This is a genomic window from Vibrio sp. SCSIO 43097 (genome assembly GCF_023650755.1).
Taxonomy (GTDB): Bacteria; Pseudomonadota; Gammaproteobacteria; order Enterobacterales; family Vibrionaceae; genus Vibrio; species Vibrio alginolyticus.
Window position 1 is genome coordinate 1,419,734 of sequence record NZ_CP071840.1, and the last position, 25,508, is coordinate 1,445,241.

Here is a 25,508-nt window from a genome sequence, read left to right on the forward strand (position 1 = left end):
GCGTTATGTTCTTGGGGGTTTATGGAAAACTTCAAAATTAGCAGAATCCACACAAAGTTAGGTATTTTCCGACTATCTGGAATCCTCAACAATGAAAGTGGTATTAAAAATATCAGCTATATTTCTGCTGAATATATGGGAACTGATGGCTGGTGCGAACTTAATTTACAGTCGGAGCATACTCAAAATTTACTGAGAGACATTCAAATTGAAGTGTGGCAGTACCTAGCGTGAGCAAGTCTGTTGCATCGACCAGACATAGTTTTGTAAATATCAGTGGCTTCAAATAGCTACGAACATAACAAAGCGTTCAAGAGGGATTCTCAACGCTTGGCAATTTTGGTTCTAAGTTTAGCTTTTGTGTTTATGGCACAATAATTTAGGTTTGGTGGTTTGCGTTGTTCACCCCTTAACGCGGCGTTAGTCGCCAGAAAAAGCTAGCAGTCAAAATCATGTTTCTAAGCTCAAAACTTGGCTACTGGTTGTTTGATTCATAGTTCTATCTTCGACGGTCAAAGCTCAGTTTCATCGGTTCTAAATCAATGCATTGCTATTTCCCAAGCGGTTGTTTCGTTCTTTGGTGGTGATAGAGCGGGGCAATCGAAAATCTGTTTTTGGTTGCAAATCTGCTCGGTGAGTTTGTTGGTTTAAAGGCTTATTTACTAGCTGAAAGGACGTTTTCTTTGGTGTGGTAAGTTCCACATGGTTTCAGTGACTTTGTTGAAAGTCCACACTGTGAGATTGGTTTTCCAAAAGCGCTTTTGGGTGTTGTTAGTCCGTTTTCTACGGCGCTGTTTGTTCCAAGTGGTTTCATTGAATAGCCGCTTTGAGACTACGCCTGACTTAAGTACATCAAAGCACATAAAGTTTGTTGTTCGCAAAGTTTAGTTCAGCTTAAAATTGTCGCTCGGTGCCTCGCGACTAACAAACTGTTCAAGAGGGATTCGCAACGCGTGGCATTTTTTACTTTGCGTTGGTTTTAGTGTTTAAGGTGGTATGCGGTGGCTTCGGTATTGCGTTGCTCACCCCTTAACAGGGCGTTAGCCTTTTTACCGAACTCAGCTACGTATTTCATTTTGTTACACAGTAGTCATTGGTTTTGTCGCATATCGACGATTGACAAATAGGTAAATAAGTTTGGACTGAATATCTTCGATCTCTCGAGAAAAGGAGATCAACAAATGAAAATAAAAAATCGATCTATTGTATTATTAAAATCAAAATCTCAATGTGTAACTTATTCAGGAGATCCGTTGCATGACAAGGTGCGGGTTATTTCTGCTGCGGCCAACTCAAAGAGAAAAATATTGTCACGAGCTGAGATAGCAAAAACTATACTCATTGTGGAAGAGGAATAGTGAATGAGTGATAAAGTTAGAATATTTGCTTATAAGCCGTTTAAAGATTCGCTCTCCCCTGATGTTTATGAGGCTTTAAAAAACAAGTTTCGTGAGTACAAGTAAAAAGGTGTGCAACCACATGATTTTGGGAGAGATACGACGTTTGATTTTTCCCGAAAAGCTTCGATTATCCGGGTTGCGACATATACATATAAAAGATAAAACGTCCAAGCGTTGGAACTTGAAGAAGTTTGCATTTGATAAAACTAGCAATACAGCTCTTATCTATTCTAGTAACTATTTTGATGACAATTGCTATTTACTTATTGGTTTGCTAGATAATGCTCATCACGCCTACAAAAATAACCTATTATATTTATTGGAAATGTCTGATATTGCTGATAGCTTTAGCAATAAAAATTTATAGGAACAAATATGAAAACCACTTTAAACTGGAAAAAAGGCACACCACCAACTCCCGGCATTTACTTTGTAGCACAGAAGTTGGGGCAATCTATAGGTAGATATGACTTCATGCTGTGGAGTGGAGAGGTGTGGGAGACAGATCAGCAGGTTGAAATTATAGCCTATGTAGATGCCGATGATATCAAAATGGCGTTATCCCCAGAGTGGCCAGAGAATTCTGATAGAAAATTGCCTCAAACCAATAAAAAAGATCTCCCTAATGATATTTGGGTGGAAGATTAAAACTAAAGGCTAACAAAGCATTTAAGAGTGATTCCCAACGCGTGGCATTTTTACTCCATCGTTGGGTTTTGTGTTTACGGTGGTATGATTAGGTTTCGTGGTAGCGTTGCTCACACCTTAATGCGGCGTTATGTGAAAAGAGGATTTATGGAACTTAGAGCGTTTATAAAAGAGTCAATCAAAGACATTATGGGTGGTGTTCATGATGCGCAGTTGGAAATTGAATATGGAGAAGTCGTTCCTAAATCTAGTACTAAACTCTCTGTAATTGAAACTGGCTTAACTAGCATACAAGCTATCGATTTTGAAGTATCAGTCAATGTTGTTGAAAATGCAGGTAGTGAGGCCAAGCTAAACGTCGTGGCCGCAGTGGTGAATGGTGGAGTTAAAGGTAATAGTTCAAATTCATCGGGTCATACAGCAACTTTGAGCTTTAAGGTTCCAGTCAAAATGCCAGTTCACAATCAGAGTAAATCAGACACAGAGTAAAGCTATCACTCGTGTTGTGAAATTTCACATAACAAGGTGTTTAAGAGGGATTTGTCAACGCGTGGCATTTTCAATTCAAATTAACTTAAGTGTCTAAGGCGCTCATATCCGCTTTGGTGGTAGCGTTGTCTCACCCCTTAACAGGGCGTTAGTACGGGTCTGGCATCAAAGGTCATAAGTTTTGGTGTTTATCTATTTTGGCGTTCGTCTTTACACCTTTGAGCGTGTGCGTTTCACGTTCTTTCCGGTGGCACTATATGCGGAGTGTTTGCTTTTATTTCTCCATTTACGGTTTCTAACTCTTAGCCTATTTCTTTGGCGCTTCTTCTCTTTCGTGGTTTTTACTACGTCAGAATTGTCTTTCTTTGGTGCTGCCGTTGGAGTTAGAGGATCGAATCCTTTTCTAATTTGAAGCCTGTGAAAGTAGGGCAGGTCAGTGCATTTTTCTTCTAGCCAACTCTCGTCTCTTAATCGAGTTTAAGTTTTGTAGCTGCCCGTCTCACTTCAGCGTTCAAAGCCTTTCATATCATGCCACTTTTCAATATCTTGGGACGCATAAATAGAAGTAGTGCATGTACTAACAAATTGCTTAAGAGTGATTCGTAACGCGTGGCATCTTTACTATGCAGTGGCTTAGGGTGACTAAGGCGCCGTGCGGTAGCTTTTGTATTGCGTTACTCACACCTTAGCAAGGAGTTAGCTAACATGTATAAACTAGAACGGAGTAACATATTGAAAGCAATTTTTGATCAGATTGAGGAAGCACGAACTGAATTGGGGTCTTGGGAATTACTTTATCGAGGGCACTCTTCACGAGAGTATCAATTGTTACCAACTCTCCATCGTTCAGGAAAACAGGACTATGAAAGAGCATTGTTTTACAATTACAAAGCTAGCTCAGCCTCTTTGAGCCGTGGAGTTACTAAATCAAACTGGGATATTGTTCTTGATATGCAGCATTATGGACTTCCGACGCGACTGCTAGATTGGACTTCTTCTTTAGGCACAGCCCTATATTTTGCACTGAAAGGAAACCCTGGTAGTCCATGCATTTGGTTACTCAACCCTTACAAATTAAATGGTGTTTCTACCGGCAGCGAAATTTTGTACGATGTATCGAATCTCCCTGATATTGGAGGTAAGCCAGAATTTAACTTTAGTCAGATTATGGCCGGCAACTGTGAATATGAAATACCCTATGCAATAAGGCCACCCCACGGAAACTCAAGGATATCAGCCCAAAGAGGTTTGTTTACTGTTCATACTAAATCTCAAGAACCCTTGGAAGTTTTATGTCCAGATGCAATAAAAAGGATCGATATACAACCTGATAAAGCTCAAGAGTATAAGCGATACTTGAGCTTTCTGGGTATTGATGAATTTTCAATGTTCCCTGACCAAGGAGGGTTAGCGAACCACCTCAAACAAACATATGCGCTGTAATATTAGCTAACAAAGCATTTAAGAGTGATTCTCAACGCTTGGCATTTTTCATTCCATCGTTGAGTTCAGTGTTTACGGTGGTAAGGTTAAGTTTCGTGGTCGCGTTGTTCACACCTTAATGCGGCGTTAGGCAAATGAACTAGTGAGTTGGACTTTGAATACTCACTAGCATTGTCTCTCAAAGGCAATATTTCAACGGTTTACGAGAACCACTTCCATGGTTGCACAATTACAACCCCAAATACCAACGATAGTATTATTCCAAAAGAGTGTTTTCCATTTTGGTTAAGTTCTGTGCAAACAATCTGTAACAAAGAACCTACTATAAAAATAACCCACGCAATTATTGGAATATCTTTTTCTAGCCCGAAGAAGCCTAGTATAAAAAGTGATGAAAATAGTGCAACTAAATACACCATGATAGTGTTTCTTGTGTTGTCGAATGTTTTTTCTCTTTTAGAGTCGGAAGGACTACAGAGGTAAAGTATATTTGCTATACACAATGCGATAGCTGCTGACGACTGTGAGTAGTAACCGTAGTTTTCGCCTAACATCGTCTTCATAGCTAAAGCTATTTTTGCCAAGCTAAACTCCATTTGTTTATCCGCATAGGCAATGATAGTGCCGCCAATAGCTAATAAAATAAGAAGAGGTAAACAGGCAGTTATTCCTTCTGTGAAAACTTTAAGCCATTGTTCGAAACCGCTGTCGCTTCTCGGTTTCCTTCCATTTAGTTTTGCTGACTCCTTAGAAAAATTACGAAAGCAGCCCGTTAGTGGACGGGCTTGAAAGTTAAGTGTTGGTAAAAAGCTGCCAGAAGGATTGTGTTTTAACTATTTAGATAAAGACCATCCTTTACTTAACGTTTCAAAACCAATGCCAGCAAGAGAGTTGCAAATGCGGTTAGAAGAGTTGGCTGAGATAATGATAAATACTAATCAAAAGGTATAAACTATGAAAGAATATTTTTTGCCACCGAAAGTTTTTGATGAGATTCTGGCATATGCAAAAAAAGAAAATTTTTCCGAGTTAGAAAAATTGGTAGGTAAACATGATAATGGGACGATATTTGTCGAACCATGGGAAGTCGAGATGCTCTTGAATGTGGCGAAATTATGGCGACTAGAGGCTTTATTGAAATACCCTTTTTGGGATAGTGACCATCCTAAATACGATCCTTGTCAGGAAGATTTATTCATGGATGAGCAAGAAGAAAAATGGGGAAAAATTGCTATGACATTCCCCGACGATTAATTAAGCATAATAAAGCATTTAAGAGTGATTCCCAACGCTTGGCATTTCTCATTCTATCGTTGGGTTTCGTGTTTACGGCGGTCTGGTTAAGTTTCGTGGTAGCGTTGCTCACACCTTAATGCGGCGTTATGTTTAATTACGTAAAATCAGTTACTTGCATCTTTTCTTGGCTTTCTAGTTTCGGTTTTGTCGGCAAGTTGACTTCATTGGGCGCTGTTTTCTGGACTCCTATTCGTGGGCGCGAAAAATTCAGAGAGTTGCCTCATTGAAACCCAGTGTGTTGGTGAGGAGAGTGAAGTGTTCTCAATTCCAAAGTTAGAGTTCCAGTTTTCGGTTTTTCACGCTAAAACTCAATGTTAGTAAAATCGAATTTATGAGTTAATTCAGTTTTTTAGCTTCTGGTTTTGGTTTTCAACGGTAAGTCGAGTTAAGCTCTTGGTTTCGTAAACTTAACCCTTTGAGCCTTAAACATAACAAGGCGTTCAAGAGGGATTCATGCCGCGTGGCATTTTTGGTATGCAGTGAGTTTTGGTGATGAAAGTGGTCTGCGGAAAGTTGGTTTGTGCGGCATTCACCCCTTAACGCGGCGTTAGCTTAAATCATCAACAAGGATGTGTAATGAGAAACAAAAAATGGTTTTTTGCGGCGATTTTGCTCATTGGTGGTCCTTCACTACTGCCATTTAGTTTGGAAGTGATTTCTGCAATCGAGTTATTTGGCTTTTTGGGTTTATGGACAATTTATTCATCCTACGCAGAATATTTGGTGAATCATCCTAGATTCAAAAGAGGTTTTTGCTTAGCGACGAGTTGGGATTTTCAGCCTCAAATGCTGTTCTCTATAAGTGAGCTTAAGGAATGTCCCCAGCTAGTTTTCCATATGGTTCCAGTTCAAAGTATTATGGTTTGGACTCTGAATATTCTGTTTTGGGGTGGTGTAGCTTGGTGCTACATAATTTAAGCTAACAAACAGTTCAAGAGGGATTCAGCACGCGTGGCATTTTTGGTATGCGTTGATTTCGGTGTTGAAGTGTCATGCAGTAACATAGGTATTGCGTGCTTCACCCCTTAACTGGGCGTTAGTTGCCAACGAGAAAAACGCAGCTAAAACAAAATATTTAGGGCTAAGGTTCGTGTGTTTTTGGCTGATTTTTCGTATTTCAATTTCTAGTCATCTGGGTTTGTGATAATCGTGCTTTGGTTCCTTGTACGGTTTGAGTTTTCTGTTTCAGACGCTGAATAGCTTGTTGAAAGTCTGCTCTGCTGCATTGTTGTTCCAAAAGGTTTGTTTGGTGTTCAAAGTCCGTTTTCTACGGCGTTGTAAATTCCAAGTGGTTTCAGTGACAGGCGCTTTGAAACTGCGCCTGATTTGAGTTTTTCAAAACACACAAAGACGGTGTTGGCAAAGCTGCAATCAACTTCAAGTTAAAGCCTTAGGCTTGGCAACTAACAAACTGTTCAAGAGGGATTCACAACGCTTGGCGGTTTTGGTTTGAATTAGCTTTAGTGTTTACGGCACAATGGTTTAGGCTGGGGTGGTAGCGTTGTTCACCCCTTAACAGGGCGTTAACAGTCAAGGATGAATATGAAACAAAACTACCAAGTTCATGAAGACATGTATGTTGAAGCTCGCGAAGCTGGCTGGGAAGGTTGGGGTGGCAACGAGCGAATGTCTAAAGCAGTTTTAGTTGAGCGTTTTCTCGAGCTATTTAAACGACCGGTGCAAGGTAAACTGCTCGAACTAGGTTGCGGTGAAGGACATCATTGCAGAGCTTTCCAGAAGTTAGGCTTTGAGGTGGCAGGTATAGATATTTCACCAACCGCAATTAAATGGGCAAAGGAAAAAGCCAGAGCAACAGGAGTCGAGGGTAATTATTATTTAGCGGACCTAACGGTAGCGTCTCTTGAACTTACAGAACGTTATGATGTTGTCATTGACGGTAATTGCTTACATTGCATTATCGGTGCAGATCGAGTCATATTTTTGGGTCATGTTTATCGTTCACTATCTGAAAATGGGGTATTTTTTGTCAGTAGCTTGTGCTCTAAAAATGAAATTAGCTATGAAACTTATAGAGATGGCAGTCCATATCGTCATGTTACCTCTGAAAGTGATCTAGTTGTTGAACTAGAGAAAGCAGGGTTCCAAGTGCTTCATGTCAGTGTCTATGAGCGTGAAACTTCAAACCACATAACGGTGTATGCGATAAAAGCATAATTTTGTGTAGAAAAAACTGCTAACAAATTGTTCAAGAGTGATTCGGCACGCGTGGCATTTTTACTATGCGTTGGTTTTAGTGGTTTAGGTGGTATGCGGCAGCTTCGGTATTGCGTGCCTCACACCTTAATTGGGCGTTAAGTGATTTCTCATAACTTAACCTCCGAACCACAAAATTGAGGTTCGGAGGTTAGTGGGGTTATAGTTGTCCTAAGTCGATTTTTTTAGCAATCAACTTCATGGTGTCTATCATTCCATGCTCAAACAGTAGCGAATCAGTAAAGGTATACGACTTAGACCAAACGCTTTCGGGTTCTTTTCGGTCGAGTGTTATAAATGCATATCCACCACCGCCATTGCCATCTGCATTAAAAGCACGCCTCAGCTTTAACCGTTCACCGTCTACAAGCCCTTCGTCATTAAATGTGCCTTTGGGTAAGCCGCCTTCGGCTTCGGTTTTGAAAAACTTACCTTCTAAGGTGTCTAAGAACCACCGCAAGCCATATTTTGGGAACTCGATTTGGTAGTGTAGCCATTCGCTTTCGCCGTCTAGCTTATCGGTAAAGTATTTCGCGGTAGCAAGGATTATGTAGTCATCAACCAATAAAAAGTAAAAGTTTTTCGTTGTTTCTTCATCATCCGGTACCGTAGCAATCAAGTTTGGGTCTTGAGCAACTGTGAGTGGGTTGATTTCTTTAAACTGCTTCATCTGTCTGCTCCGTTTCCTATATCAATTCTCATAATGGCTCCTGCGTTCTCTAGTTCTCCTAGCGTTTGTGGGTTTTTATCCCACGTAAAGGTTTCGGGCGGGCCGTATTCCAGTTCATCATCAATGTCGCCAAAAGGCGTCGTATCATACTTAACATTTAAATCCTTAGTCACGCCGTTACCGAGAAAATCTTGGTTTGCGCCTAAACCTTGTTCTATTTGGTATCGGGTTCGCAACGTGTCAGTCTGGTTCGTAGTAAAGTCGAGCTTTTTGCAATATTTAGTAAAATCTTCTTGTTTCTTAATGTCGATGCCGCGTTCTTTAGCTGTTACTTTTACCTGCTCGTAATAGCGACTGAACTCTGGAGTCAAACATGGTTCAATTAAATCAAGGCTGTCTGAAAATTCGCTACCGAGTTGTGTCTTTGCGTGTTTTCCCATCTCTCCGTATGTAGGGATAAAACTGACCATATCACCGAGTTCGGCGGCTTTTTCATGGTCAATCAAAAGTATGGTGTAATCGCATGTTGGGTCATAGTCTCGCCCGACTGCTTTGCATATTGCTTCTGGATCAGTATCACCATGCTCTGCTTGTGTAAAAGTGGTAGTCCAATATCGTCTGGCCTTTCCTTCTGAGGGTGGTCCAATATAGCCCTTGTCCCCAGTCCATTCTGATTCGACCACTCGAAATAAGAAACGCTCATCCAAGCCCTTTGCAACCACTTCTCTTTTATCCGCAGTGGTGTAAGGTGAACCCGGTAATGCTGCACCACCTTCACGAGCGGCATCGACATAAGACTTAGCTTCCGCCAAGCGCTGCTTCGCTTCTTCATAAGTTTTGGGCGGTGGTTGTTTATCGGCTCGATATTTGTCACCGATTAAGACAGTGGGGTTGCCAATGACAATCTTGCCTCCGTGACTGGTCGAGTCTCCCATTCTTGCTGCTGGTTTACCGTTAATAAATACGGAGCCAGATCCTTGGCTTATGGAATCAGGGGGACCGACACAGATGAGGCGGTCGCCTTTACGAGCAGCTGGTAGACCGCCAATTTTTACATTGGGTGAGCCAGCGACTACAGGGCCTCCCACATGCGGAACTTTAGCAGTAACCTTGGGGCAGACGTGCATTGATGTTAATGTTGCAGCGGGTTTTCCCATGAAAACATCCTTTTTGTGGGTTAGGTTGCATATCTTAGCCTTTGTAAGGAAACTATCTTCTTTGGCTGGTGTAATATTTGGAAGCAAATCACCTAACAAACTGTTTAAGAGTGATTCGCAACGCGTGGCATTTTTACCATGCGTTGTTTTTAGTGTTTAAGGTGGTATGCGGCAGCATCGGTATTGCGTTGCTCACACCTTAACAGGGCGTTAGTTTGCAAGAGGAAAAACGCAGCTATACCGCATGATCTAGTGGTAAAAGCTCAAAGTCGAAATTGTCATATCGGCGTTCAATTTCAGTGTTAACTAGCGTGGTGAAAATCCAAAATTGGCATCGTTTCAACGGTTGATTTGTTCTTTAATGCGGCGATTTTTGGGTTAACTGAGTTAAACTTTTTTGCTGAAACTCTGCTCGTTGAGTTTGTTGGTACAAAAGCCGATTTACCCGCTGAAGTGGCGTTTTCTCTGGTGTGGAAAGTTCACGTGGTTTCAGTGAGTTTGTTGAAAATCCGCATTGTGAGATTAGTTTTCCAAAAGCGCTTTTTGGTGTTGTGAGTTCGTTTTCTGCGGTGTTGTTTGTTCCAAGTGGTTTCATTGAGTAGTCGCTTTGAGACTACGCCTGACTTGATTGCATCAAAACACATAAAGTTTATTGTTTGCAAAGTTTAAAATAACGTAAAATCAACGCTTTGGGTTTGCAAACTAACAAACTGCTCAAGAGGGATTCGCAACGCGTGGAATTTTTTACTATGCGTTGAATTTAGTGATTAAGGTGGTTTGCGGCGGCTTTTGTATTGCGTTGCTCACCCCTTAGCAGGGTGTTAGTTGCCAACGAGAAAAACGCAACTAAAGCAGAATGTTTAGGGTTAATGTCTGTGTGTATTTGGCTCGGTTTTGTGTTTTGAATTTTTGGGCTTTGGTTTGCGGAAATTGTGATTCTCCCTTTTCTAGTTTGCCGTTTCAGAAGCTGATTCATTTGTTGAAAGTCAGTTCTGTGACATTGTCTTTCCAAAGAAGTTTTTTGTGTTGTTAGTCCGTTTTCTACGGCGTTGTTTTTTCCAAGTGGTTTCAGTGACAAGCGCTTTGAAACTGCGCCTGATTTGAGTTTTTCAAAACACATAAAACTAGTGTTGGCAAAGCTGCATTTAACTTCAAATCAAAGCTTTAGGCTTGGCAACTAACAAAGCATTCACGAGGGATTCACAACGCTAGGCAGTTTTGGTTTGAATTAGCTTAAGTGTTTACGGCACAATGGTTTAGGTTGGGTGGAATGCGTTGTTCACCCCTTAATGCGGCGTTATATTTTTGTTTTACGTCAGTGGATAAAGGAAAATATGAAAAGAATAATTTTAGCCTCTTTATGCTGCTTCAGTTCGGCAAGCATGGCGACTATAGGCATTGCCGAAGATAATTACCAAGATAATGAAAGGGATAGGCTCATTGAGGCTAAGCTCTTTTACCCAACAACTATGACCGCACCTGAAACTATTTTCGCTGAAAACATAGCCTTCTATGGGTTTAAGGCTGCTAAATCAGCAATCCCAAAGGGTAGGGATTTTCCATTGTACATCCTAGTTCACGGAACATCGGGTAATTGGAAAAATCTATCATGGCTTGGGAGCGAGTTAGCTGAGAAAGGTGCTTTTGTCGTTTCAGCAAATCATCCTAGTTATACAACAGGTCAAGCTACGCCTGAGAGTGTCCTTAGAATGTGGGATCAGCCTAGAGATGTCTCCTTCCTTGTTGATCAGATACTATCAAGTGATTACGCTCAATATGTAGACAAAGATAATATAACTGTCATCGGTTACTCTTTGGGTGGTTACACAGCATTAGCATTAGCAGGCGCAAAATTCGATATTAAGGGGTATCAGGAATACTGTAATCAGTACAATGATGCATCATGCGATTATTACAGCAATGCATTCAATGATCTTTCACAACAGGAACGCCTTATGATCTCAGGCGATTACAGAGATAAACGGATAACAAATGCAGTTGCTATCGCGCCAGGTTACGTGCCTGCGATATTACCCAAATCGTTAGATACTTTGTCGGCAAAGACTGTAATAGTTGGTGCTGAATTGGACAAGACTATCCCGCCCAAATTACAAATTACTCCGTATATAAATACCAGCCTAAGCAACCTTTCTTACAAAGAAATCAAAGGTGCTTCGCACTTTAGTTTTATGCAAGTTTGTAAGCCTCAAGCTGTTGAAATATTGGCAGAAGAGGGAGCAGCTTTTGTTTGCCAAGAAACTGGTAACGTCGATCGAAGCTCAATTCATCAAAGGTTGCTTGAGGTATTGAGTCCACTGAAATCAAAAATATAACAAACTGTTTAAGAGTGATTCGCAACGCGTGGCATTTTCACTATGCGTTGGTTTTAGTGTTTAAGGTGGTATGCGGCGGCCTCGGTATTGCGTTGCTCACCCCTTAACAGGGCGTTAGCACTGGGTTGGGATCAAAGGTCAAACGTCTTGATGTTTATTGGTTTCTTTTCCCAAATTTACACCTGACTAAATGTGCCTCTCACGTCCGCTCCGGTGGCACTATATGCGGAGTGTTCGCTGTGAATTTACCGTTTACGGTTTCTAACTTTTTGGCTATTTCTTTGTTGTGGCTTCTTTGATGTTGTTGATTTTACCATCAAAAATGTAGTTTCATTGTCGCTGTGGTTGAGTTCGGTGATCGTATTCTTTGTTAATTTGAAAGCGGTGGAATGAAGGCGGTTTTGTGTATTTTTCTTCTACCCAACTTGCGTTTTGAAGTTGGTTTCCAGTTTTGTAGTTGTCCGTTTGGTTTCAGCGTTTTAATTCATGAATTTCGTGCTATATTTCAACATCTTGGCGTGTACCAAAGGCTTCAAGGGTAGCGTACTAACAAACAATTCAAGAGGGATTCGTAACGCGTGGCATTTTTACTATGCGTTAATTTTAGTGATTAAGGTGGTTTGCGGTGACATTGGTGTTGCGTTACTCACCCCTTAATTGGGCGTTATATTTATTGGTGAGTTATGAGATATTTTGACTGTACAAAATTTGACTATAAGAAATTCAATATCACAGAAACAAGTGATCTAATCGAGCGAGATAAAGCAGCATATAAACATTCATTCCAACAGTGGATTAATTCAGAAATCGATAACATTGTAGAAAGAAAGTGGGAAATAGAGAATATCAGAGTCGTTGATGAAACTGGTGACTTCATCCGCTTAATTAAAGAAGCTGAGCTATCTTATTCTCTTGGTGCTTACTTCAGTACTATCGCTTTAGTTGGAGTCGCAAGTGAAGATCTATGTAGGTACTTTGCTGAAAAACAGGGACACCAAAAACTCACCAACCATTCTCAGTTTGATCGAATAAATAAGCTTAACGAATTAGGAATAATTTCTTCTTCTGTACACAGCAAGTTTGATAAAATTCGTAAGATTAGGAATAACTGTTTGCACTTCAATGAGGGATTTAAGTCTCAAAAGCGTGATGACCTAAAAATTGAAGCTGCTTCTTGCATTAACGATCTATAATCAATTTATAAAGAACTGTTTTCTTCCTTCAATGGCAAATACAAACTAGGTACTTTAACTACTAGCGTAATAGAAGACTTTGCTCGCCAAATGGCAGATCGGACTTCTTTTGGCGATACACTCAACACAGAAGAATTTACCATGAAATTAAGGTATTTCATGGCGAGTGAATTTGGTGAAGATATTGCAATTGCAGATAGCGATGCACAGGTTGAAAGGACAGGTCTATTTGTCGTAGCTGATATCGATACTGAAGACCCAATGGAAATTAGTTTGCTTGATCTGTCTGTTGGTCAGTACGTAATTGTTGATTTATCTAACGAAGATATGTTCAAACTAAATGAGCAAAATGTCGAGGTTAACTGTAGCATAATCGCTAGTATTGCATCTGTAACCAATCATCAAGGTATAACAGCTGATTGGCATCTTAAAAACGTATATCGCGTAAAATAAATATAACAAAGCGTTTAAGGCAGATTCGCAACGCGTGGCATTTTTGGTTTTAGTCGGCTTTAGTGTTTACAGCGGTATGGTTAAGTTCAGTGGTAGCGTTGCTCACTACTTAACGCGGCGTTATACGATTCGGAAAACTAGAGGTTTTGGTGAATAGAAAGAATGATGGGTTGTTGAGACAGTTTAAGCGCATTGCTATCTCATTTGCAGACTTTAAAGAGGCGCATGATATTGTTTCTCATATTAAGAAAAGTAATCTTTATTCTGACATCGACAACAACTTTCTTGTACTGTCAGCGTTAACTAATGCAATGATAATCTCCTATTGCAAACCATTCTCTGGCAATGACTCTCGAAACAAGTCCAAAGTCCCCGATTTAACAAATTCTGCTTTGAAAGTGTTGTCGTCTGAGGAACTGAGTTTACATAAATTCTTAATCCAACGCCGGAATCAGCTCATAGCACATTCAGATTCTCAGGCTATTGATATAAAGTTTGTCATTCATAGCTTTGGCGAAACGCAAATGCTTCAACCTGTTAGAAATAGAAGTTCGGTTTGTTTAGACCTCGAACAGCTAGAGGTATTTGAAAGTATGTCGCTAAAATTGCTCTCGTATGTGGCAAATTTACGTAATGATATGGAACCAAGTATCATCCCTCTGCTCACAAAAGAGCATACAGAAGGTTGGGGTGAGTAAAATCGTATAACAAACAATTTAAGAGAGATTCCCAACGCTTGGCATTTTTGCATCTACTTCAAATTTAGTTGTTACGGTACAATGCTTTAGGTTGGGCGGTAGCGTTGCTCACCCCTTAATTGGGCGTTATGGCGCAGGGCGAAAATGGACAAAATCGTAGAGTTAATAAGGCAAGACCCAATCAGAGTTGAGGCACTTTATCATGTGTCCCAATTAGATTTGCCTCAATGCTATATTGCAGCAGGTTTCGTTCGAAATTTAGTTTGGGATTCACTGCATGATTTCAACGAACCGACTCCTTTAAATGACGTCGATGTAATCTACTTTGATCCGACAGAATCTAACTCCAATGTCCACTTGGATTACGAAGTACTTCTTAAAGCTCGCATGCCCAAGCTTAACTGGCAAGTGCGTAATCAAGCGACAATGAATGAGCGTAATGGTGATGAACCTTATCAAAGTTCGTTGGATGCAATGAGTTACTGGCCAGAAAAAGAAACAGCGGTTGCTGTTCGTCAAATCGGGTCAAATCAGTATGAGTGTATGGCTGCTTTTGGCTTTGAATCCCTATTTAGTTACTGGGTCACACATAATCCTAAAAGGTTACGAGAAACCTTTGAAAATCGTGTAAGTTCAAAAGGGTGGCTAGTTCGGTGGCCATCTTTGAGAATTGCGCCATAACAAAGTATTTAAGGCAGATTCGCAACGCATGACATTCTTGGTTCAAATTGGGTTTTGTGTTTACGGTGTAATGGTTTAGGTTAGGTGTAGGCGTCGCTCATTACTTAACGCGGCGTTAGTTCCCCAGAGGAAGCAATCAATCTGTAGGAAATTTTTGTTTTTGGTGGAGTACACGCATAACTCGGATGATATCGCCCTCGACCCAGTAAGAGACAATCATCGAAATCTCAGGAATAATGAGCAATCGTCCGCGGATGCCATCTCGTTGTACACCCATTAAAGGTTGTTCAAGCAAGTTTTCTACTTTTGCTTCAATAAGGTTGTCAGTTTTTTCTGCCGCATCAGGGTTAAAGTCATAGAGAAACTCGAAGATCTTTTCACGATCATTAAGTGACTCTTCTTCCCATAAAATCATTGCTTACCTCGATTACGGATTCTGGCTTTGCGCTCTTCCATTCGAGACTTAGCAGTTTGGTGCTCAACGAAAACGGATTTTCCTGAGTCAAACTTCTCAAATGCTAGGTTTACTTGTTCAGTTAGCCATGCATCGTGAGATAATGTTTTTCTTTGTTGTTCAGCGAGTTGCTCAGTAAGTTCACGGCAAGCATCACTTAGAGTTCGACCTTGGCTTTCAGCCATTTGTTGAGCTAGGCGTTTTGTTTCTTCATCAACACGAAATTGAATTCTAGTGTCCATGATGTATTCCTTTGTTGGTGTGTGTACAAATGTTAGCACTAGGCTTTGAGATGGGCAACTAACAAACAATTTAAGAGTGATTCGGCACGCGTGGCACTTTTACTATGCGTCGGTTTTAATGATTAAGGTGGTATGCGGCGGCATTGGTATTGCGTGCCTCACACCTTAATTGGGCGTTATGTGTCCGAGTAAGTTCGAAGATGTAATTGATAATCATGTAACTGCGCTTTCCTTCTCAAGGTCTTATTTTTAATCAGTTTTTAGTAATGTGGATTTGTTTTAAAAGTGTAGGCTAGTTTGCGTTTAAATGCGGAGGTCTCATGGTTAAACATATTTATCAACAATACAATTCTCTAAAAGAAGGTGAAAAAGAGTATCTTGAATTAAACCCTCACCATGCTATAGCAATAAAAGAAGCGAAAGATGTTGCTTTTTTCGAAACAGAATCTCGCTTTGGCATCAATGGACACAATGATAAAAGCGATGCATTTCGTCATTGTTTTTGGTCTGCGATGCTAGCGCGTGACATTGGATACAAAAATGCTCTCGAATTTACGATAGCACATGAAGACTTTCCGGAAAAACCAGAAAATGAAAAGGTCATGGATTTACACAATAATAAAGTTGGTATTCGGTTAGGGTTATCGATGGCGAGTAATGATAAACTTGCACATTATTGTTACACTTCATTGCTAGCAGGTCGCCTTAAGGTAATAAAGAAAGAGAAGAAAAAATGAAAAAATTGGTTATGATTTTCTTTATTTTACTTCAAGTATCCTGTTCAGATACAAATGAGATACAACTAAGATTAAATGACAGTAGTGTCGATTTTTCTGAAGTTGTCGAAGGTGATTGGAATCGAGTCTGTTTTTTAGGTCCGTACTCCAATAATACTGCTGCTCGTTCTTTACTGGGATTCGATTGGGATGCTGAGAATCTAAGTAGAATATCAGATTTAGATAGTATTACACTTTTATTATTTTCTAATGATGACGAAGTTATTAAATATAGTAAATTATCAAGGGAAATTGATTTTTCACTTTTTAGTAATACATGTATAAAACGTACTGAGGCAAAATTTAGCATTGGTGTGAATGATGTAGTCAATGTAGGAAGGTAAAAATAAAAGTCACCTTAGTTGTAACACATAACAAACTGTTTAAGAGTGATTCGCAACGCTTGGCATTTTGGGTTTTATTCAGCTTTAGTGTTTACGGCGCAATAATTTAGGTTCAGTGGTAGTGTTGCTCACTACTTAACGCGGCGTTATGTGCCTAAGGGATAACTGGAATTATGAGTGAATTTGTTCGTGAGGTAGGTGAAAACTGGAGTCAGATTGGTGTAGACGCTAGTATAAAACGTCAATCAGTTGGTGCGACGAATCATGTTTTTCGTATCCAATCCTCAGAGACTTATTATCTTAGAAAATATAGTGTTCGCAATGTTGCTAAGATCAAGTTAGAACATGAACTGCTGAGAAAGCTATCGCAAAATTTGAATACTATAATTGCCCCTATTTTGACGCGTGACCACCACTCCTTTTGTAAAATAGGTGATGAGTTTTATGCTCTATTTCCTGAAGCAAAAGGAACGTTAATCGAAAAAAGTGCTCTGTCTGAGTTTCATGCTTTTCAGCTGGGAAAAGCCCTTGCTGACCTGCATGTTCAACTCGCTTCTGTGGTTGGAAAAGACTTTCCAACAATTGAGCTTTCTTGGGATAAAAGTGCTTGGGTCGATAGACTACAAAAAATAGTCGCTGCTATTGAAACAAATAGTGAATTTGATATGAATAACTCGGTGCTACGAAGAGTAAAACAACAGCGTGATTATCTAGCTAGCTCAGAAGCTACACACTCATATACCCCGTTAACAAGCAGGCAATTAATCCACGGCGACTTTCATCATTTCAATGTCTTTTTTGATTCTAATCGCACAGTAAGCGATGTAATCGATTGGGATTTAGTGCAAAACATGCCTCCTGCTTATGAGTTGGCGAGAGCATGCATGTATATGTTCGATTTGGAGCTTCATAGGTCATTAGCTTTGTTAAAAGGCTATCTGTCTGTCAAGCCTCTATCCCGATTAGAGCTTAACGATGGAGCAAAGGCGTGGGCTGTTTACGCTGACCACCATGTGTGGGCTTTGGAGGAAGTATTTTTAAAAAACAATACAGCAGCATAGAAGTTCATACCTCAAAGGGACTTCGTCCCTTTTATGGAGCAATGGTCCCAAATTGAAAGTGTCTTGTTTTGAGGCGGTACATAACAAACTGTTTAAGAGTGATTCGCAACGCTTGGCGTTTTCGCTTCGCTCAAGTATCGCCAAGCGTCGCTCACACCTTAATGCGGCGTTATGCATCAGGGGGATTCATGGAATTTATAGATAGACCTGTAGGCGCAAATCAGGAAGAAATACACAAGTTAGAAACTATATTTCAAATAACTCTTCCTGAAAGTATGTTGAATTGGTGGAGTGTTAGCGATGGCCCTATAGTCTATTTTGGGTTCAAAGAGTTACAGTTCTTCTCTTTGTCGGAGATATACGGCGAAGATATTTATGGGGTAAAGCACGATATGCCTGGCGCAATGCCAATTTGCTTAGATGGTAATGGAAATATTTGCGTGGCCAGAATTGCAGGTGGTGTTATATGTGGTTTTTATGTCGTTGATTCTAGTGATTTAGGTTGGGAGCAAGCGAAAATTATAAGCTGTGAATTCTTAAAGTTTGTGAACGATAGTTTTTCACCCGAAGAACGACTAAATGCATAACAAAGCATTTAAGAGTGATTCCCAACGCTTGGCATTTTTGTATCTGCGTTGGATTTTGTGTTTACGATGTAATGGTTTAGGCATGGTGGTAGCGTTGCTCACACCTTAATGCGGCGTTAAGTGTATTTACAAGTAAGGAGACTAAATTGGCAAGGAAATCTTTGATAGAACATGTGTTTAATGAACTGGTTGATTTGAGTAAGCAGTTTTGGCAGGTGAGCCTTTTTGCCACAATATTGTTTATTGTACTTACGTTGTTTGCAGTAAAATTCGCTGTTGGAGTGCTAAATGGGGTTGAATCTGGTTCACCTACGAATATAGCAATCATAAATTCAATTGGTTGGGTGTTTTATTTAGTACCGATAGTTTTCGGTATGATTACGGTGTTTTTTGGTGTAAACACTCTCAAAGGATATGTGGAGTCAAAATACACTTAACAAAGCGTTTAAGACGGATTCACAACGCTTGGCGATTTCAGCTCCAGTCAGGTTAAGTGTTTAAGGTACAATGGTTTATGTTTTGTGGTCGGCGTTGTTCACCACTTAACGCGGCGTTATGTTACCCAAGCGAACAGAGTCCCAATATTGATGCCTAGCTCTCGTATTAGTTTGCTGAGTTCTCTTACTCTTTATAAACATACGTAATTAAGAGGTTTCTGTTATGAGTAGTGAACGCCACGGTATATCAGTAGGGCTAGAGCGATTTGGCTCAGAATTCTTCCTTGTCTTCAAGGCAGTAGGGAAGCTCACTTACGAAGATTATCAAGCAATCGCGCCCGTATTAGAATCAGCTTTAGCAGGAGTTAAGGGGCAGCATGTCAAAGTGCTTGTAGATATTTCAGAGTTTTCAGGTTGGGAGCTTCGTGCAGCTTGGGATGATTTTCAGCTGGGTTTGAAAATCGGTCCTAAATTCGAAAAAGTAGCAATTTACGGTGATAAACACTGGCAAGAGTTAGCCTCGAAAGTTGGTGGCTGGTTTATATCAGGGGAAATGCAATCATTTAATGAATATGACTCCGCAATCAAGTGGCTAGAGGGGTAACATAACAAAGCGTTCAAGAGGGACAGTCAACGCGTGGCGAATTTGGCTCAAGTTTTGGTATGTGTTTTTATGGTGGTAAATTGAAGTTTGGTGGTAGCGCGTTGCTGCCCCTTAACGCGGCGTTATAGCGCAGAGTTGAAATTGTCGTATCGGCTTTCAGTGTTAACTAGCGAGGTAAAAATCCAAAGTTGGCATCGTTTCAAGGGTAGATTTGTTCTTTGGTGCGGCGACTTTTGGGGTCACTGAGTTGAACTTTTTTGCTGAAAATCTGCTCGTTGAGTTTGTTGGTACAAAAGCCGATTTACTCGCTGAAATGACGTTTTCTCTGGTGTGGTAAGTTCACGAGGTTTCAGTGACTTTGTTGAAAGTCCGCATTGTGAGATTGGTTTTCCAAAAGTGCTTTTTGGTGTTGTGAGTTTGTTTTCTGCGGCGTTGTTTGTTCCACGTGGTTTCATTGAGTAGCCGCTTTGAGACTAGGCCTGACTTAAGTGCGACAAGGCACATAAAGTTTGTTGTTTGCAAAGTTTAAAATAACGTAAAATCAACGTTTTGGGTCTGCAAACTAACAAACTGCTCAAGAGGGATTCGCAACGCGTGGCATTTTCACTATGCGTTGATTTTAGTGATTAAGGTGGTATGCGGCGGTTTTGGTATTGCATTGCTCACCCCTTAGCAGGGCGTTATACCTAAGGAAGCAAATGAGCAGTATTTACGAAATTATTCAAAAAGACCCACAATACTATGTTTGGCTGTTTGGCTTTTTGGCTTTTTGGGTTGATCAATGCGGGTTGGATCGTATTCGCATTTCTATTTAAATTATGGCATGAAAGGCAACTCAAAAGGCTAGAACAAGACTTAAGGTTTGATGCTGAAAGGCGCTTAAAAGTCTTTGACTTGAAAGCCACTGAGTATGCCAACTATGTTGCTAGTTTGGATCAGTTTGGATCAGTTTGGATCAGTTTGGATCAGTTTGGAAAGAAAAATCAAAGTGAAATAATGGGGCGCATGCAACCTATTTTCGATCAATACCTTAATAATTTTATGGCAGCTTCGGCTGAAAACAACCAAGAGAAAACTCGTGAAGTGTTAGTGTGGTTTAGCCAACAAATTTCACTTATCATGCACGAAGGAGGAGAAGACTTTTTCAAATTAAAGTCAGAGTCTAATAGGTTAAAGCTGATTGCAACCGACGAGATGCTTGGTACTTTTCAACAGTTGGAAGATTTGACTGAATTATCAATGAATACAGCACATGAATTCATGGGTAAATTGACGGAAATAGTCCTACATCAGCAAACTTCAATCCAAGAAGAATATTTGGCGAAACTGAATGATATATCATCAGATATTCAGGTGCAGTCTAAGTTGCTAATGACTCAGATGCGTACGGAAATTCGTAGAATTTAGGTATAACAAACTGTTTAAGAGTGATTCGTAACGCGTGGCATTTTTGCTATGCGTTGCGTTTTGTGTTTAAGGTGGTTTGCGGAGGCTTTGGTATTACGTGCCTCACACCTTAACAAGGCGTTATAAACACTGGCACGGCTCGAAGTTTAGATACGTTCACACTTAAATCACACTCAATAATCAACAGCATGCATGAAAATGCACTTTCATTTCAAGGAGGTGTGCATGCCGAAAATTTATGAGTACTTAGGGATTATATTGTTCTTTTATAGTAACGAACATGAGCCAATTCATATTCATGGTAAGTTTCAAGGTAAAGAGTCTAAAGCGGAAATTCACTTGAAAAATGGCCGTTAAGGATAAAGGTGCAGGATTAGAGAGCAAAAAGAAGCGTGAGTTTGAAGAGTTTGTAAACTGTTATGCCGATGATACTGTAGAAAAGTGGATTGACTATTTTGTTAAGAAAAAGCATGTAAGTCCAACTACAATTACGAAGAAGGTAAAAAATGTCAGAACTATCAGTGGTTAAAGTTACACATGTTACGGGTCATATTTTAGAAATAGAGTTTAGTGATAATCACGTTTCAATCGTTGATTTTGCTCCATTCATCTTTAGTGTTGGCCATCCTGATTACGATGTATATAAAGACATCTCTCGCTTTTTGCAGTTTGATTTGCTTGATGGAAACTTAAACTGGGACGACTACACAATGATCTTTCCTGTTGAACATCTATACAAAATAAGCTGTAAATCGAGTTTATAACAAACGGTTTAAGAGTGATTCGCAACGCATAGCATTTTGGCTATGCGTTGCGTTTAGTGTTTAAGGTGTTATGCGGTGGCTTAGGTATTGCGTTGCTCACACCTTAACAGGGCGTTATGTACTTTGGAGAAAATATGGAAGTTGTTACTACTGAAAAACACGACTCAGAATATCCCAATCCGTTTTATTTGAAGCGAGGCGACAAAGTAGCTCTAGGTACAATTGACGATGAGTTTCCCAACTGGGTCTTTATAACCAGTGTCGAAGGAGAGCGGGGTTGGGCTCCAGTTCAATATATCGAAAAGATTGAAGGAAGCTCTGAAGGTATCTTGCTTGAAGACTATGACAATGTTGAGCTTAATACTGTCATTGGCGAAAAACTGTCAGTGCTATTCGAACTCAATGAGTGGTATCGAGTTTCGAGGTCAACGGGTGAAGTCGGTTGGGTACCAGTGCGTTCGGTACAACGTACATAACAATAAATTTAAGAGTGATTCACAACGCTCGGCGCTTTCGCTTCAAGCCAGTTTAGTGTTTATGGCACAATGCTTTAGGTAAGGTGTTAGCGTTGTTCACACCTTAATTTGGCGTTAGGTGACATGAGACAAACGATAGACTAGTGGGTAGTATCTTGGCGTGAATCTAGCTTCAGTTAACAGAAAAGGAGTGGATTAATGAATGGTAAAGCATTTGATAATTGGCAAAAATCGCGAAAGAAAGGATGTTTAAATTGGCTTTTTAGAACCACTTTCGTCACAGCCATTTTGTACATGATTTTTAATGTTACTTTCCTTTACCCATCTTGTAATGCGGCAAGCATTACGATTTTCTTATCGGATAATGCTCTTAATTACTCAATTTACACGTTCGGGATGTTTTTCACATTTTGGGCTATCTGGTTATACAACGAATCTTCGTATGAGAAAGAAGTTAAACGTAGAAATGTCGCCTAACAAACTGTTCAAGAGGGATTCGCAACGCGTAGCATTTTCGCTATGCGTTGGTTTTAGTGTTTAAGGTGGTATGCGGCGGCTTTTGTTTTCAGCCCTAAACCACCTACTTCAGTAGGTGGTTATCATCCGCTTCGGCTTTGCCTGTAAAACTACTCATGCTAAATGCCTCTTTGATTTTTCCAGAAGTCAAAGAGGACAAATAACATGAGTAGATACAATCAAGTTTCCTCACCTTAGGAAGAACAGGCTTTGGGGTAATCACTTTTGGCAAAGAGGCTATTTTGTCGATAGTGTTGGAATCAATGAAGAAATAATACGCCGATATGTAAGACATCAAGAGAAGCAAGAGCGAGTAGAGCAGCAGAAATTGGCGCTGGACTAAACAAAGGCCCCCTTTTAGGGGGCTCACACAAAACCACCTTCTTTAGAAGGTGGTAATTTACTTCGGCGCAATTATGAACCAACAGATGAGGATAGAGAAAACCTTAACCGTATTAGAATTATCGGTTTTTTAGTCTACTCGTCGCCTTCGGGGTTATGTGGGACGCATTCCCAGAATTAGAATCTATTTTAAATAGTTACGTTTGGGTTATCAGTATTCCTTTCATATTGGCTTTAGCTGGTTATGGATCCCTGAGTTTTAGCGAAATGTTTGCCAGAATTCTAATTACCAGTTCAACGTTGTTGATGTTGCCATTCTTTTATGTGTTTTTTATTGTATTTGGTCTCTTAGGCGTTGCATTAAGGCTCATTCTATTACCAATAGTTAGCCTTGAGAATTCGGTTATTGGTCAAGAGCAGTCACCCCGGTTTTTGGGACTTTTAATATTGTTTTTGAGCTTTTTTCTACAACTTATAGCTTTGAAGAGCTAACAAACAATTAAAGAGTGATTCAGCGCGCTTGGCATTTTTGGCTTGGGTTAGTTAAGTGTTTTCGGTGGTCAAATTGAGTCTGGTGGATGCGTGCTTCACACCTTAATTGGGCGTTAGCAGGTATGAAACCAAATTATCAAGTTCATGAAGACATGTATGTTGAAGCTCGCCAAGCTGGCTGGGAAGGTTGGGGTGGCAATGAGCGAATGTCTAAAGCAGTTTTAGTGGATCGTTTTCTAGAGCTATGTAAACGACCGAAGCAAGGTAAACTGCTCGAATTAGGGTGCGGTGAAGGGCATCATTGCCGAGCTTTTTTTCAGAAGTTGGGTTTTGCGGTAACAGGTATAGATGTCTCACCAACCGCAATTGCATGGGCAAAGGAAAAAGCTAGAGCAACAGGAACTGAGGGTGATTATTATACATCTGACCTAACAGTAGAGTCTCTTGAACTTCCAGAACGTTATGATGCTGTGATTGACGGTAATTGCTTACATTGCATTATTGGCGCAGATCGAGCCATATTCTTGGGTAATGTTTATCGTTCACTATCTGAAAATGGGGTGTTTTTCGTCAGTAGCTTGTGTTCTAAAGATGAAAATAGCTATGAAACTTATAGGGATAACAGCCCATATCGTCATGTTACCTCTCAAAGTGGCCTTGTTGTTGAATTAAAGCAAGCTGGGTTTCAAGTGCTTCATGTTAGTGTCTATGAACGTTTAACTTCAAACCACATAACGGTATATGCAATAAAGCATAATTTGGTGTGGAAAAGACTGCTAACAAAGCGTTTAAGGCAGATTCGCAACGCGTGGCATTTTGGGTTTTATTCAGCTTAAGTGTTTAAGGCACAATAGTTTAGGTTCAGTGGTAGCGTTGCTCACTACTTAACGCGGCGTTAGGCAAATAGGAGCAGATATGGAAATTGCGGTACTAACATTTGACGGATTTAATGAACTTGATTCATTTATAGCAGCGGGAATTTTGAACCGAATGAAAGACGCTGGTTGGAACGTGCAAATAACGAGTCCATCTCAGTACGTCACTTCAATGAACGGAGTTACAATTCAATCTCAACAGCCTCTGGAGTTTGCGAATCAAGCCAACGTTGTATTGTTTGGTAGCGGTGTACTAACACGCGATATTGCTCAAGACAGAGATATACTTTCAAGGTTAAATCTAAACCCTGAAACTCAGTTAATTGGTGGGCAATGTTCAGGTACTTTGCTCGTGTCTGTGCTTGGCTTACTGCATCAAATACCAGCTTGTACCGATTTAACAACGAGACCTTGGGTTGTCGAATCGGGAGTGACTGTTTTAGAGCAGCCATTTTATGCTGATGGCAATCTTGCAACAGCAGGTGGTTGTTTGTCATCAAAGTACTTAGCAGCGTGGGTTATTAGTAAGTTGTCGAGTAGGGCGGATGCTGAATCTGCAATTCACTATGTCGCGCCAGTCGGTGAAAAAGAAAGCACGGTTCAGCATTGCATGTCAGTAGTCGGTGCATATCTGTAAAATTTGCCTAACAAATTGTTCAAGAGTGATTCGGTACGCGTGTCATTTATACTATGCGGTAGGGTTAGTGATTAAGGTGGTATGCAGAGGCTTCAGTATTGCGTGCCTTACACCTTAACTGCGCGTTAGTACGGGTTTGACATCAAAGGTCACAAGTTTTGGTGTTTATCTGTTTTGGTGCTCGAATTTACACCTTTCAGTTAATGCCTTTCACGTTCTTTCCGGTGGCACTATATGCGGAGTGTTCGCTTTGATTTCACCGTTTACGGTTTCTAACTCTTAGCCTATTTCTTTTGCGCTTCTTCATTTTCGTGGTGGCTTTTGAGAGAATCTCGATTACTTTTGGTGTTGCCGTCCGGAGTTCGAGGATCGAATCCTTTTCTAATTTGAAGTCCGTAAAAATAGGGGAGTTCAGCGCGTTTTTCTTCTAGCCAACTTTCGTCTCTCAATGCCGATAAGGTTTTGTAGCTGCCCGTCTCACTTCAGTGTTCAAAGCCTTTCATATTATGCCACTTTTCAATATCTTGGAGCGCACAAATAGAAGTAGCGCATGTACTAACAAATTGCTTAAGAGTGATTCGTAACGCGTGGCATTTTTACTATGCGGTGGCTTATGATGATTAAGGCGCTGTGCGGTAGCTTTTGTATTGCGTTACTCACACCTAAGCAAGGCGTTAGCTTTATCAATCCAATCGTTAAATGTAAGAGTTAGAATTGTCAAGTACAATGTTGCTTTGATACTTGCCGAAAAAGGGACTCTTGGAGGCATGTAATTAAGTTATTTCAGCTAGTATTTCCTCAATTTAATGTGAGGATCAA

The 25,508-nt window shown here is 40.3% G+C and carries 29 protein-coding genes and 2 pseudogenes; 26 read left to right on the plus strand and 5 right to left on the minus strand.

The features are described from left to right. Positions 1–1,181 precede the first annotated feature (1,181 nt). The 5 genes from J4N40_RS07200 (at position 1,182) to J4N40_RS07225 (ending at position 3,980) form a co-directional block, all read left to right on the plus strand. The gene (locus J4N40_RS07200) at positions 1,182–1,358 is read left to right on the plus strand and encodes a hypothetical protein (protein ID WP_170960365.1); all 177 of its coding nucleotides are present in this window, start codon (positions 1,182–1,184) and stop codon (positions 1,356–1,358) included. 121 nt (positions 1,359–1,479) lie between these two features. Continuing rightward, positions 1,480–1,767, plus strand: coding sequence for a type II toxin-antitoxin system YafO family toxin (locus J4N40_RS07205; protein WP_250156754.1), 288 nt, complete (start codon positions 1,480–1,482; stop codon positions 1,765–1,767). A gap of 8 nt (positions 1,768–1,775) precedes the next feature. After that, complete coding sequence (locus tag J4N40_RS07210; RefSeq protein WP_115386059.1) at positions 1,776–2,048, plus strand: hypothetical protein; 273 nt, start codon at positions 1,776–1,778, stop codon at positions 2,046–2,048. Positions 2,049–2,195: 147 nt separating this feature from the next. Then, entirely contained in the window at positions 2,196–2,537 is a 342-nt protein-coding gene (locus J4N40_RS07215; RefSeq protein WP_104979332.1) for a trypco2 family protein, read from the plus strand. Positions 2,538–3,242: 705 nt separating this feature from the next. After that, entirely contained in the window at positions 3,243–3,980 is a 738-nt protein-coding gene (locus J4N40_RS07225; RefSeq protein ID WP_104979331.1) for an FRG domain-containing protein, read from the plus strand. Between the two features lie 200 nt (positions 3,981–4,180). Here J4N40_RS07225 and J4N40_RS07230 read toward each other — a convergent pair whose 3' ends face one another. Then, entirely contained in the window at positions 4,181–4,564 is a 384-nt protein-coding gene (locus J4N40_RS07230; protein ID WP_136977030.1) for a hypothetical protein, read from the minus strand. A 370-nt stretch (positions 4,565–4,934) separates the two neighbouring features. Here J4N40_RS07230 and J4N40_RS07235 point away from each other — a divergent pair, with 370 nt between their 5' ends. From J4N40_RS07235 to J4N40_RS07255, 3 genes are all read left to right on the plus strand, one after another. Beyond that, positions 4,935–5,234 (plus strand): hypothetical protein, encoded by a 300-nt coding sequence (locus J4N40_RS07235; protein ID WP_053350298.1) that lies wholly within the window; start codon positions 4,935–4,937, stop codon positions 5,232–5,234. A gap of 618 nt (positions 5,235–5,852) precedes the next feature. Then, the gene (locus J4N40_RS07240; protein ID WP_115386057.1) at positions 5,853–6,194 is read left to right on the plus strand and encodes a hypothetical protein; all 342 of its coding nucleotides are present in this window, start codon (positions 5,853–5,855) and stop codon (positions 6,192–6,194) included. Positions 6,195–6,812: 618 nt separating this feature from the next. Further along, positions 6,813–7,451, plus strand: a complete 639-nt coding sequence (locus J4N40_RS07255; RefSeq protein ID WP_104979327.1) for a class I SAM-dependent methyltransferase — start codon at positions 6,813–6,815, stop codon at positions 7,449–7,451. Between the two features lie 199 nt (positions 7,452–7,650). Here J4N40_RS07255 and J4N40_RS07260 read toward each other — a convergent pair whose 3' ends face one another. Continuing rightward, positions 7,651–8,160 carry a hypothetical protein gene (locus tag J4N40_RS07260; RefSeq protein ID WP_017191342.1) on the minus strand — a complete coding sequence of 170 codons (510 nt, stop codon included), beginning with the start codon at positions 8,158–8,160 and terminating at the stop codon, positions 7,651–7,653. 872 nt (positions 8,161–9,032) lie between these two features. Continuing rightward, positions 9,033–9,317, minus strand: a pseudogene (locus J4N40_RS24600) (PAAR domain-containing protein); the annotation flags it as partial. A 1,334-nt stretch (positions 9,318–10,651) separates the two neighbouring features. On the opposite strand from J4N40_RS24600, the gene J4N40_RS07280 reads away from it, so the two are divergent. From J4N40_RS07280 to J4N40_RS07310, 5 genes are all read left to right on the plus strand, one after another. Beyond that, the gene (locus J4N40_RS07280) at positions 10,652–11,650 is read left to right on the plus strand and encodes an alpha/beta hydrolase family protein (RefSeq protein ID WP_104979324.1); all 999 of its coding nucleotides are present in this window, start codon (positions 10,652–10,654) and stop codon (positions 11,648–11,650) included. Between the two features lie 683 nt (positions 11,651–12,333). After that, positions 12,334–12,843, plus strand: coding sequence for a DUF4145 domain-containing protein (locus J4N40_RS07295; protein ID WP_104979320.1), 510 nt, complete (start codon positions 12,334–12,336; stop codon positions 12,841–12,843). A gap of 141 nt (positions 12,844–12,984) precedes the next feature. Next, entirely contained in the window at positions 12,985–13,296 is a 312-nt protein-coding gene (locus J4N40_RS07300; protein WP_136977026.1) for a hypothetical protein, read from the plus strand. 149 nt (positions 13,297–13,445) lie between these two features. Further along, a complete protein-coding gene (locus J4N40_RS07305; RefSeq protein WP_104979317.1) occupies positions 13,446–13,994 on the plus strand; it encodes a hypothetical protein in 549 nt (182 codons plus the stop codon). A gap of 144 nt (positions 13,995–14,138) precedes the next feature. Then, entirely contained in the window at positions 14,139–14,675 is a 537-nt protein-coding gene (locus J4N40_RS07310; RefSeq protein WP_104975413.1) for a nucleotidyltransferase family protein, read from the plus strand. Positions 14,676–14,811: 136 nt separating this feature from the next. On the opposite strand, the gene J4N40_RS07315 is transcribed toward J4N40_RS07310, so the two are convergent. Both J4N40_RS07315 and J4N40_RS07320 read right to left on the minus strand, forming a co-directional pair. Beyond that, positions 14,812–15,090: a type II toxin-antitoxin system RelE/ParE family toxin gene (locus tag J4N40_RS07315; protein ID WP_005398411.1), complete on the minus strand. Its 279-nt coding sequence runs from the start codon at positions 15,088–15,090 to the stop codon at positions 14,812–14,814. Beyond that, positions 15,087–15,371: a type II toxin-antitoxin system TacA family antitoxin gene (locus J4N40_RS07320; protein WP_005398409.1), complete on the minus strand. Its 285-nt coding sequence runs from the start codon at positions 15,369–15,371 to the stop codon at positions 15,087–15,089. Before J4N40_RS07320 ends, J4N40_RS07315 begins: the two co-directional genes overlap by 4 nt. 320 nt (positions 15,372–15,691) lie before the next feature. Between J4N40_RS07320 and J4N40_RS07330 the strand changes: the two genes are divergently transcribed. The 13 genes and pseudogenes from J4N40_RS07330 (at position 15,692) to J4N40_RS07410 (ending at position 24,689) form a co-directional block, all read left to right on the plus strand. After that, positions 15,692–16,108, plus strand: coding sequence for a DUF6973 domain-containing protein (locus tag J4N40_RS07330; protein WP_104979313.1), 417 nt, complete (start codon positions 15,692–15,694; stop codon positions 16,106–16,108). Beyond that, positions 16,105–16,491 carry a hypothetical protein gene (locus J4N40_RS07335; RefSeq protein WP_104979311.1) on the plus strand — a complete coding sequence of 129 codons (387 nt, stop codon included), beginning with the start codon at positions 16,105–16,107 and terminating at the stop codon, positions 16,489–16,491. Before J4N40_RS07330 ends, J4N40_RS07335 begins: the two co-directional genes overlap by 4 nt. Before the next feature lie 173 nt (positions 16,492–16,664). Continuing rightward, a complete protein-coding gene (locus J4N40_RS07345) occupies positions 16,665–17,552 on the plus strand; it encodes a phosphotransferase (RefSeq protein ID WP_250654446.1) in 888 nt (295 codons plus the stop codon). Between the two features lie 188 nt (positions 17,553–17,740). Further along, complete coding sequence (locus J4N40_RS07350; protein ID WP_042524338.1) at positions 17,741–18,139, plus strand: SMI1/KNR4 family protein; 399 nt, start codon at positions 17,741–17,743, stop codon at positions 18,137–18,139. A gap of 146 nt (positions 18,140–18,285) precedes the next feature. Next, complete coding sequence (locus tag J4N40_RS07355) at positions 18,286–18,576, plus strand: hypothetical protein (protein ID WP_042523463.1); 291 nt, start codon at positions 18,286–18,288, stop codon at positions 18,574–18,576. Between the two features lie 223 nt (positions 18,577–18,799). Further along, positions 18,800–19,180 carry a SpoIIAA family protein gene (locus tag J4N40_RS07360; protein ID WP_104979310.1) on the plus strand — a complete coding sequence of 127 codons (381 nt, stop codon included), beginning with the start codon at positions 18,800–18,802 and terminating at the stop codon, positions 19,178–19,180. 741 nt (positions 19,181–19,921) lie between these two features. Then, on the plus strand, positions 19,922–20,587 hold the full coding sequence (locus tag J4N40_RS07370; RefSeq protein WP_250654447.1) for a hypothetical protein: 666 nt from the start codon (positions 19,922–19,924) through the stop codon (positions 20,585–20,587). Positions 20,588–20,812: 225 nt separating this feature from the next. Beyond that, complete coding sequence (locus J4N40_RS07380; protein WP_213972576.1) at positions 20,813–20,944, plus strand: DUF4160 domain-containing protein; 132 nt, start codon at positions 20,813–20,815, stop codon at positions 20,942–20,944. Positions 20,945–21,093: 149 nt separating this feature from the next. Then, positions 21,094–21,351: a DUF2442 domain-containing protein gene (locus J4N40_RS07385; RefSeq protein ID WP_104975404.1), complete on the plus strand. Its 258-nt coding sequence runs from the start codon at positions 21,094–21,096 to the stop codon at positions 21,349–21,351. Positions 21,352–21,485: 134 nt separating this feature from the next. Continuing rightward, complete coding sequence (locus J4N40_RS07395; protein WP_042523465.1) at positions 21,486–21,827, plus strand: SH3 domain-containing protein; 342 nt, start codon at positions 21,486–21,488, stop codon at positions 21,825–21,827. A gap of 697 nt (positions 21,828–22,524) precedes the next feature. Then, positions 22,525–22,686, plus strand: a pseudogene (locus tag J4N40_RS07400) (transposase); the annotation flags it as partial. Between the two features lie 613 nt (positions 22,687–23,299). Further along, positions 23,300–24,013: a class I SAM-dependent methyltransferase gene (locus J4N40_RS07405; RefSeq protein WP_104975402.1), complete on the plus strand. Its 714-nt coding sequence runs from the start codon at positions 23,300–23,302 to the stop codon at positions 24,011–24,013. A 79-nt stretch (positions 24,014–24,092) separates the two neighbouring features. Further along, positions 24,093–24,689 (plus strand): DJ-1/PfpI family protein, encoded by a 597-nt coding sequence (locus tag J4N40_RS07410; protein ID WP_104975401.1) that lies wholly within the window; start codon positions 24,093–24,095, stop codon positions 24,687–24,689. Positions 24,690–25,508: the final 819 nt, after the last annotated feature.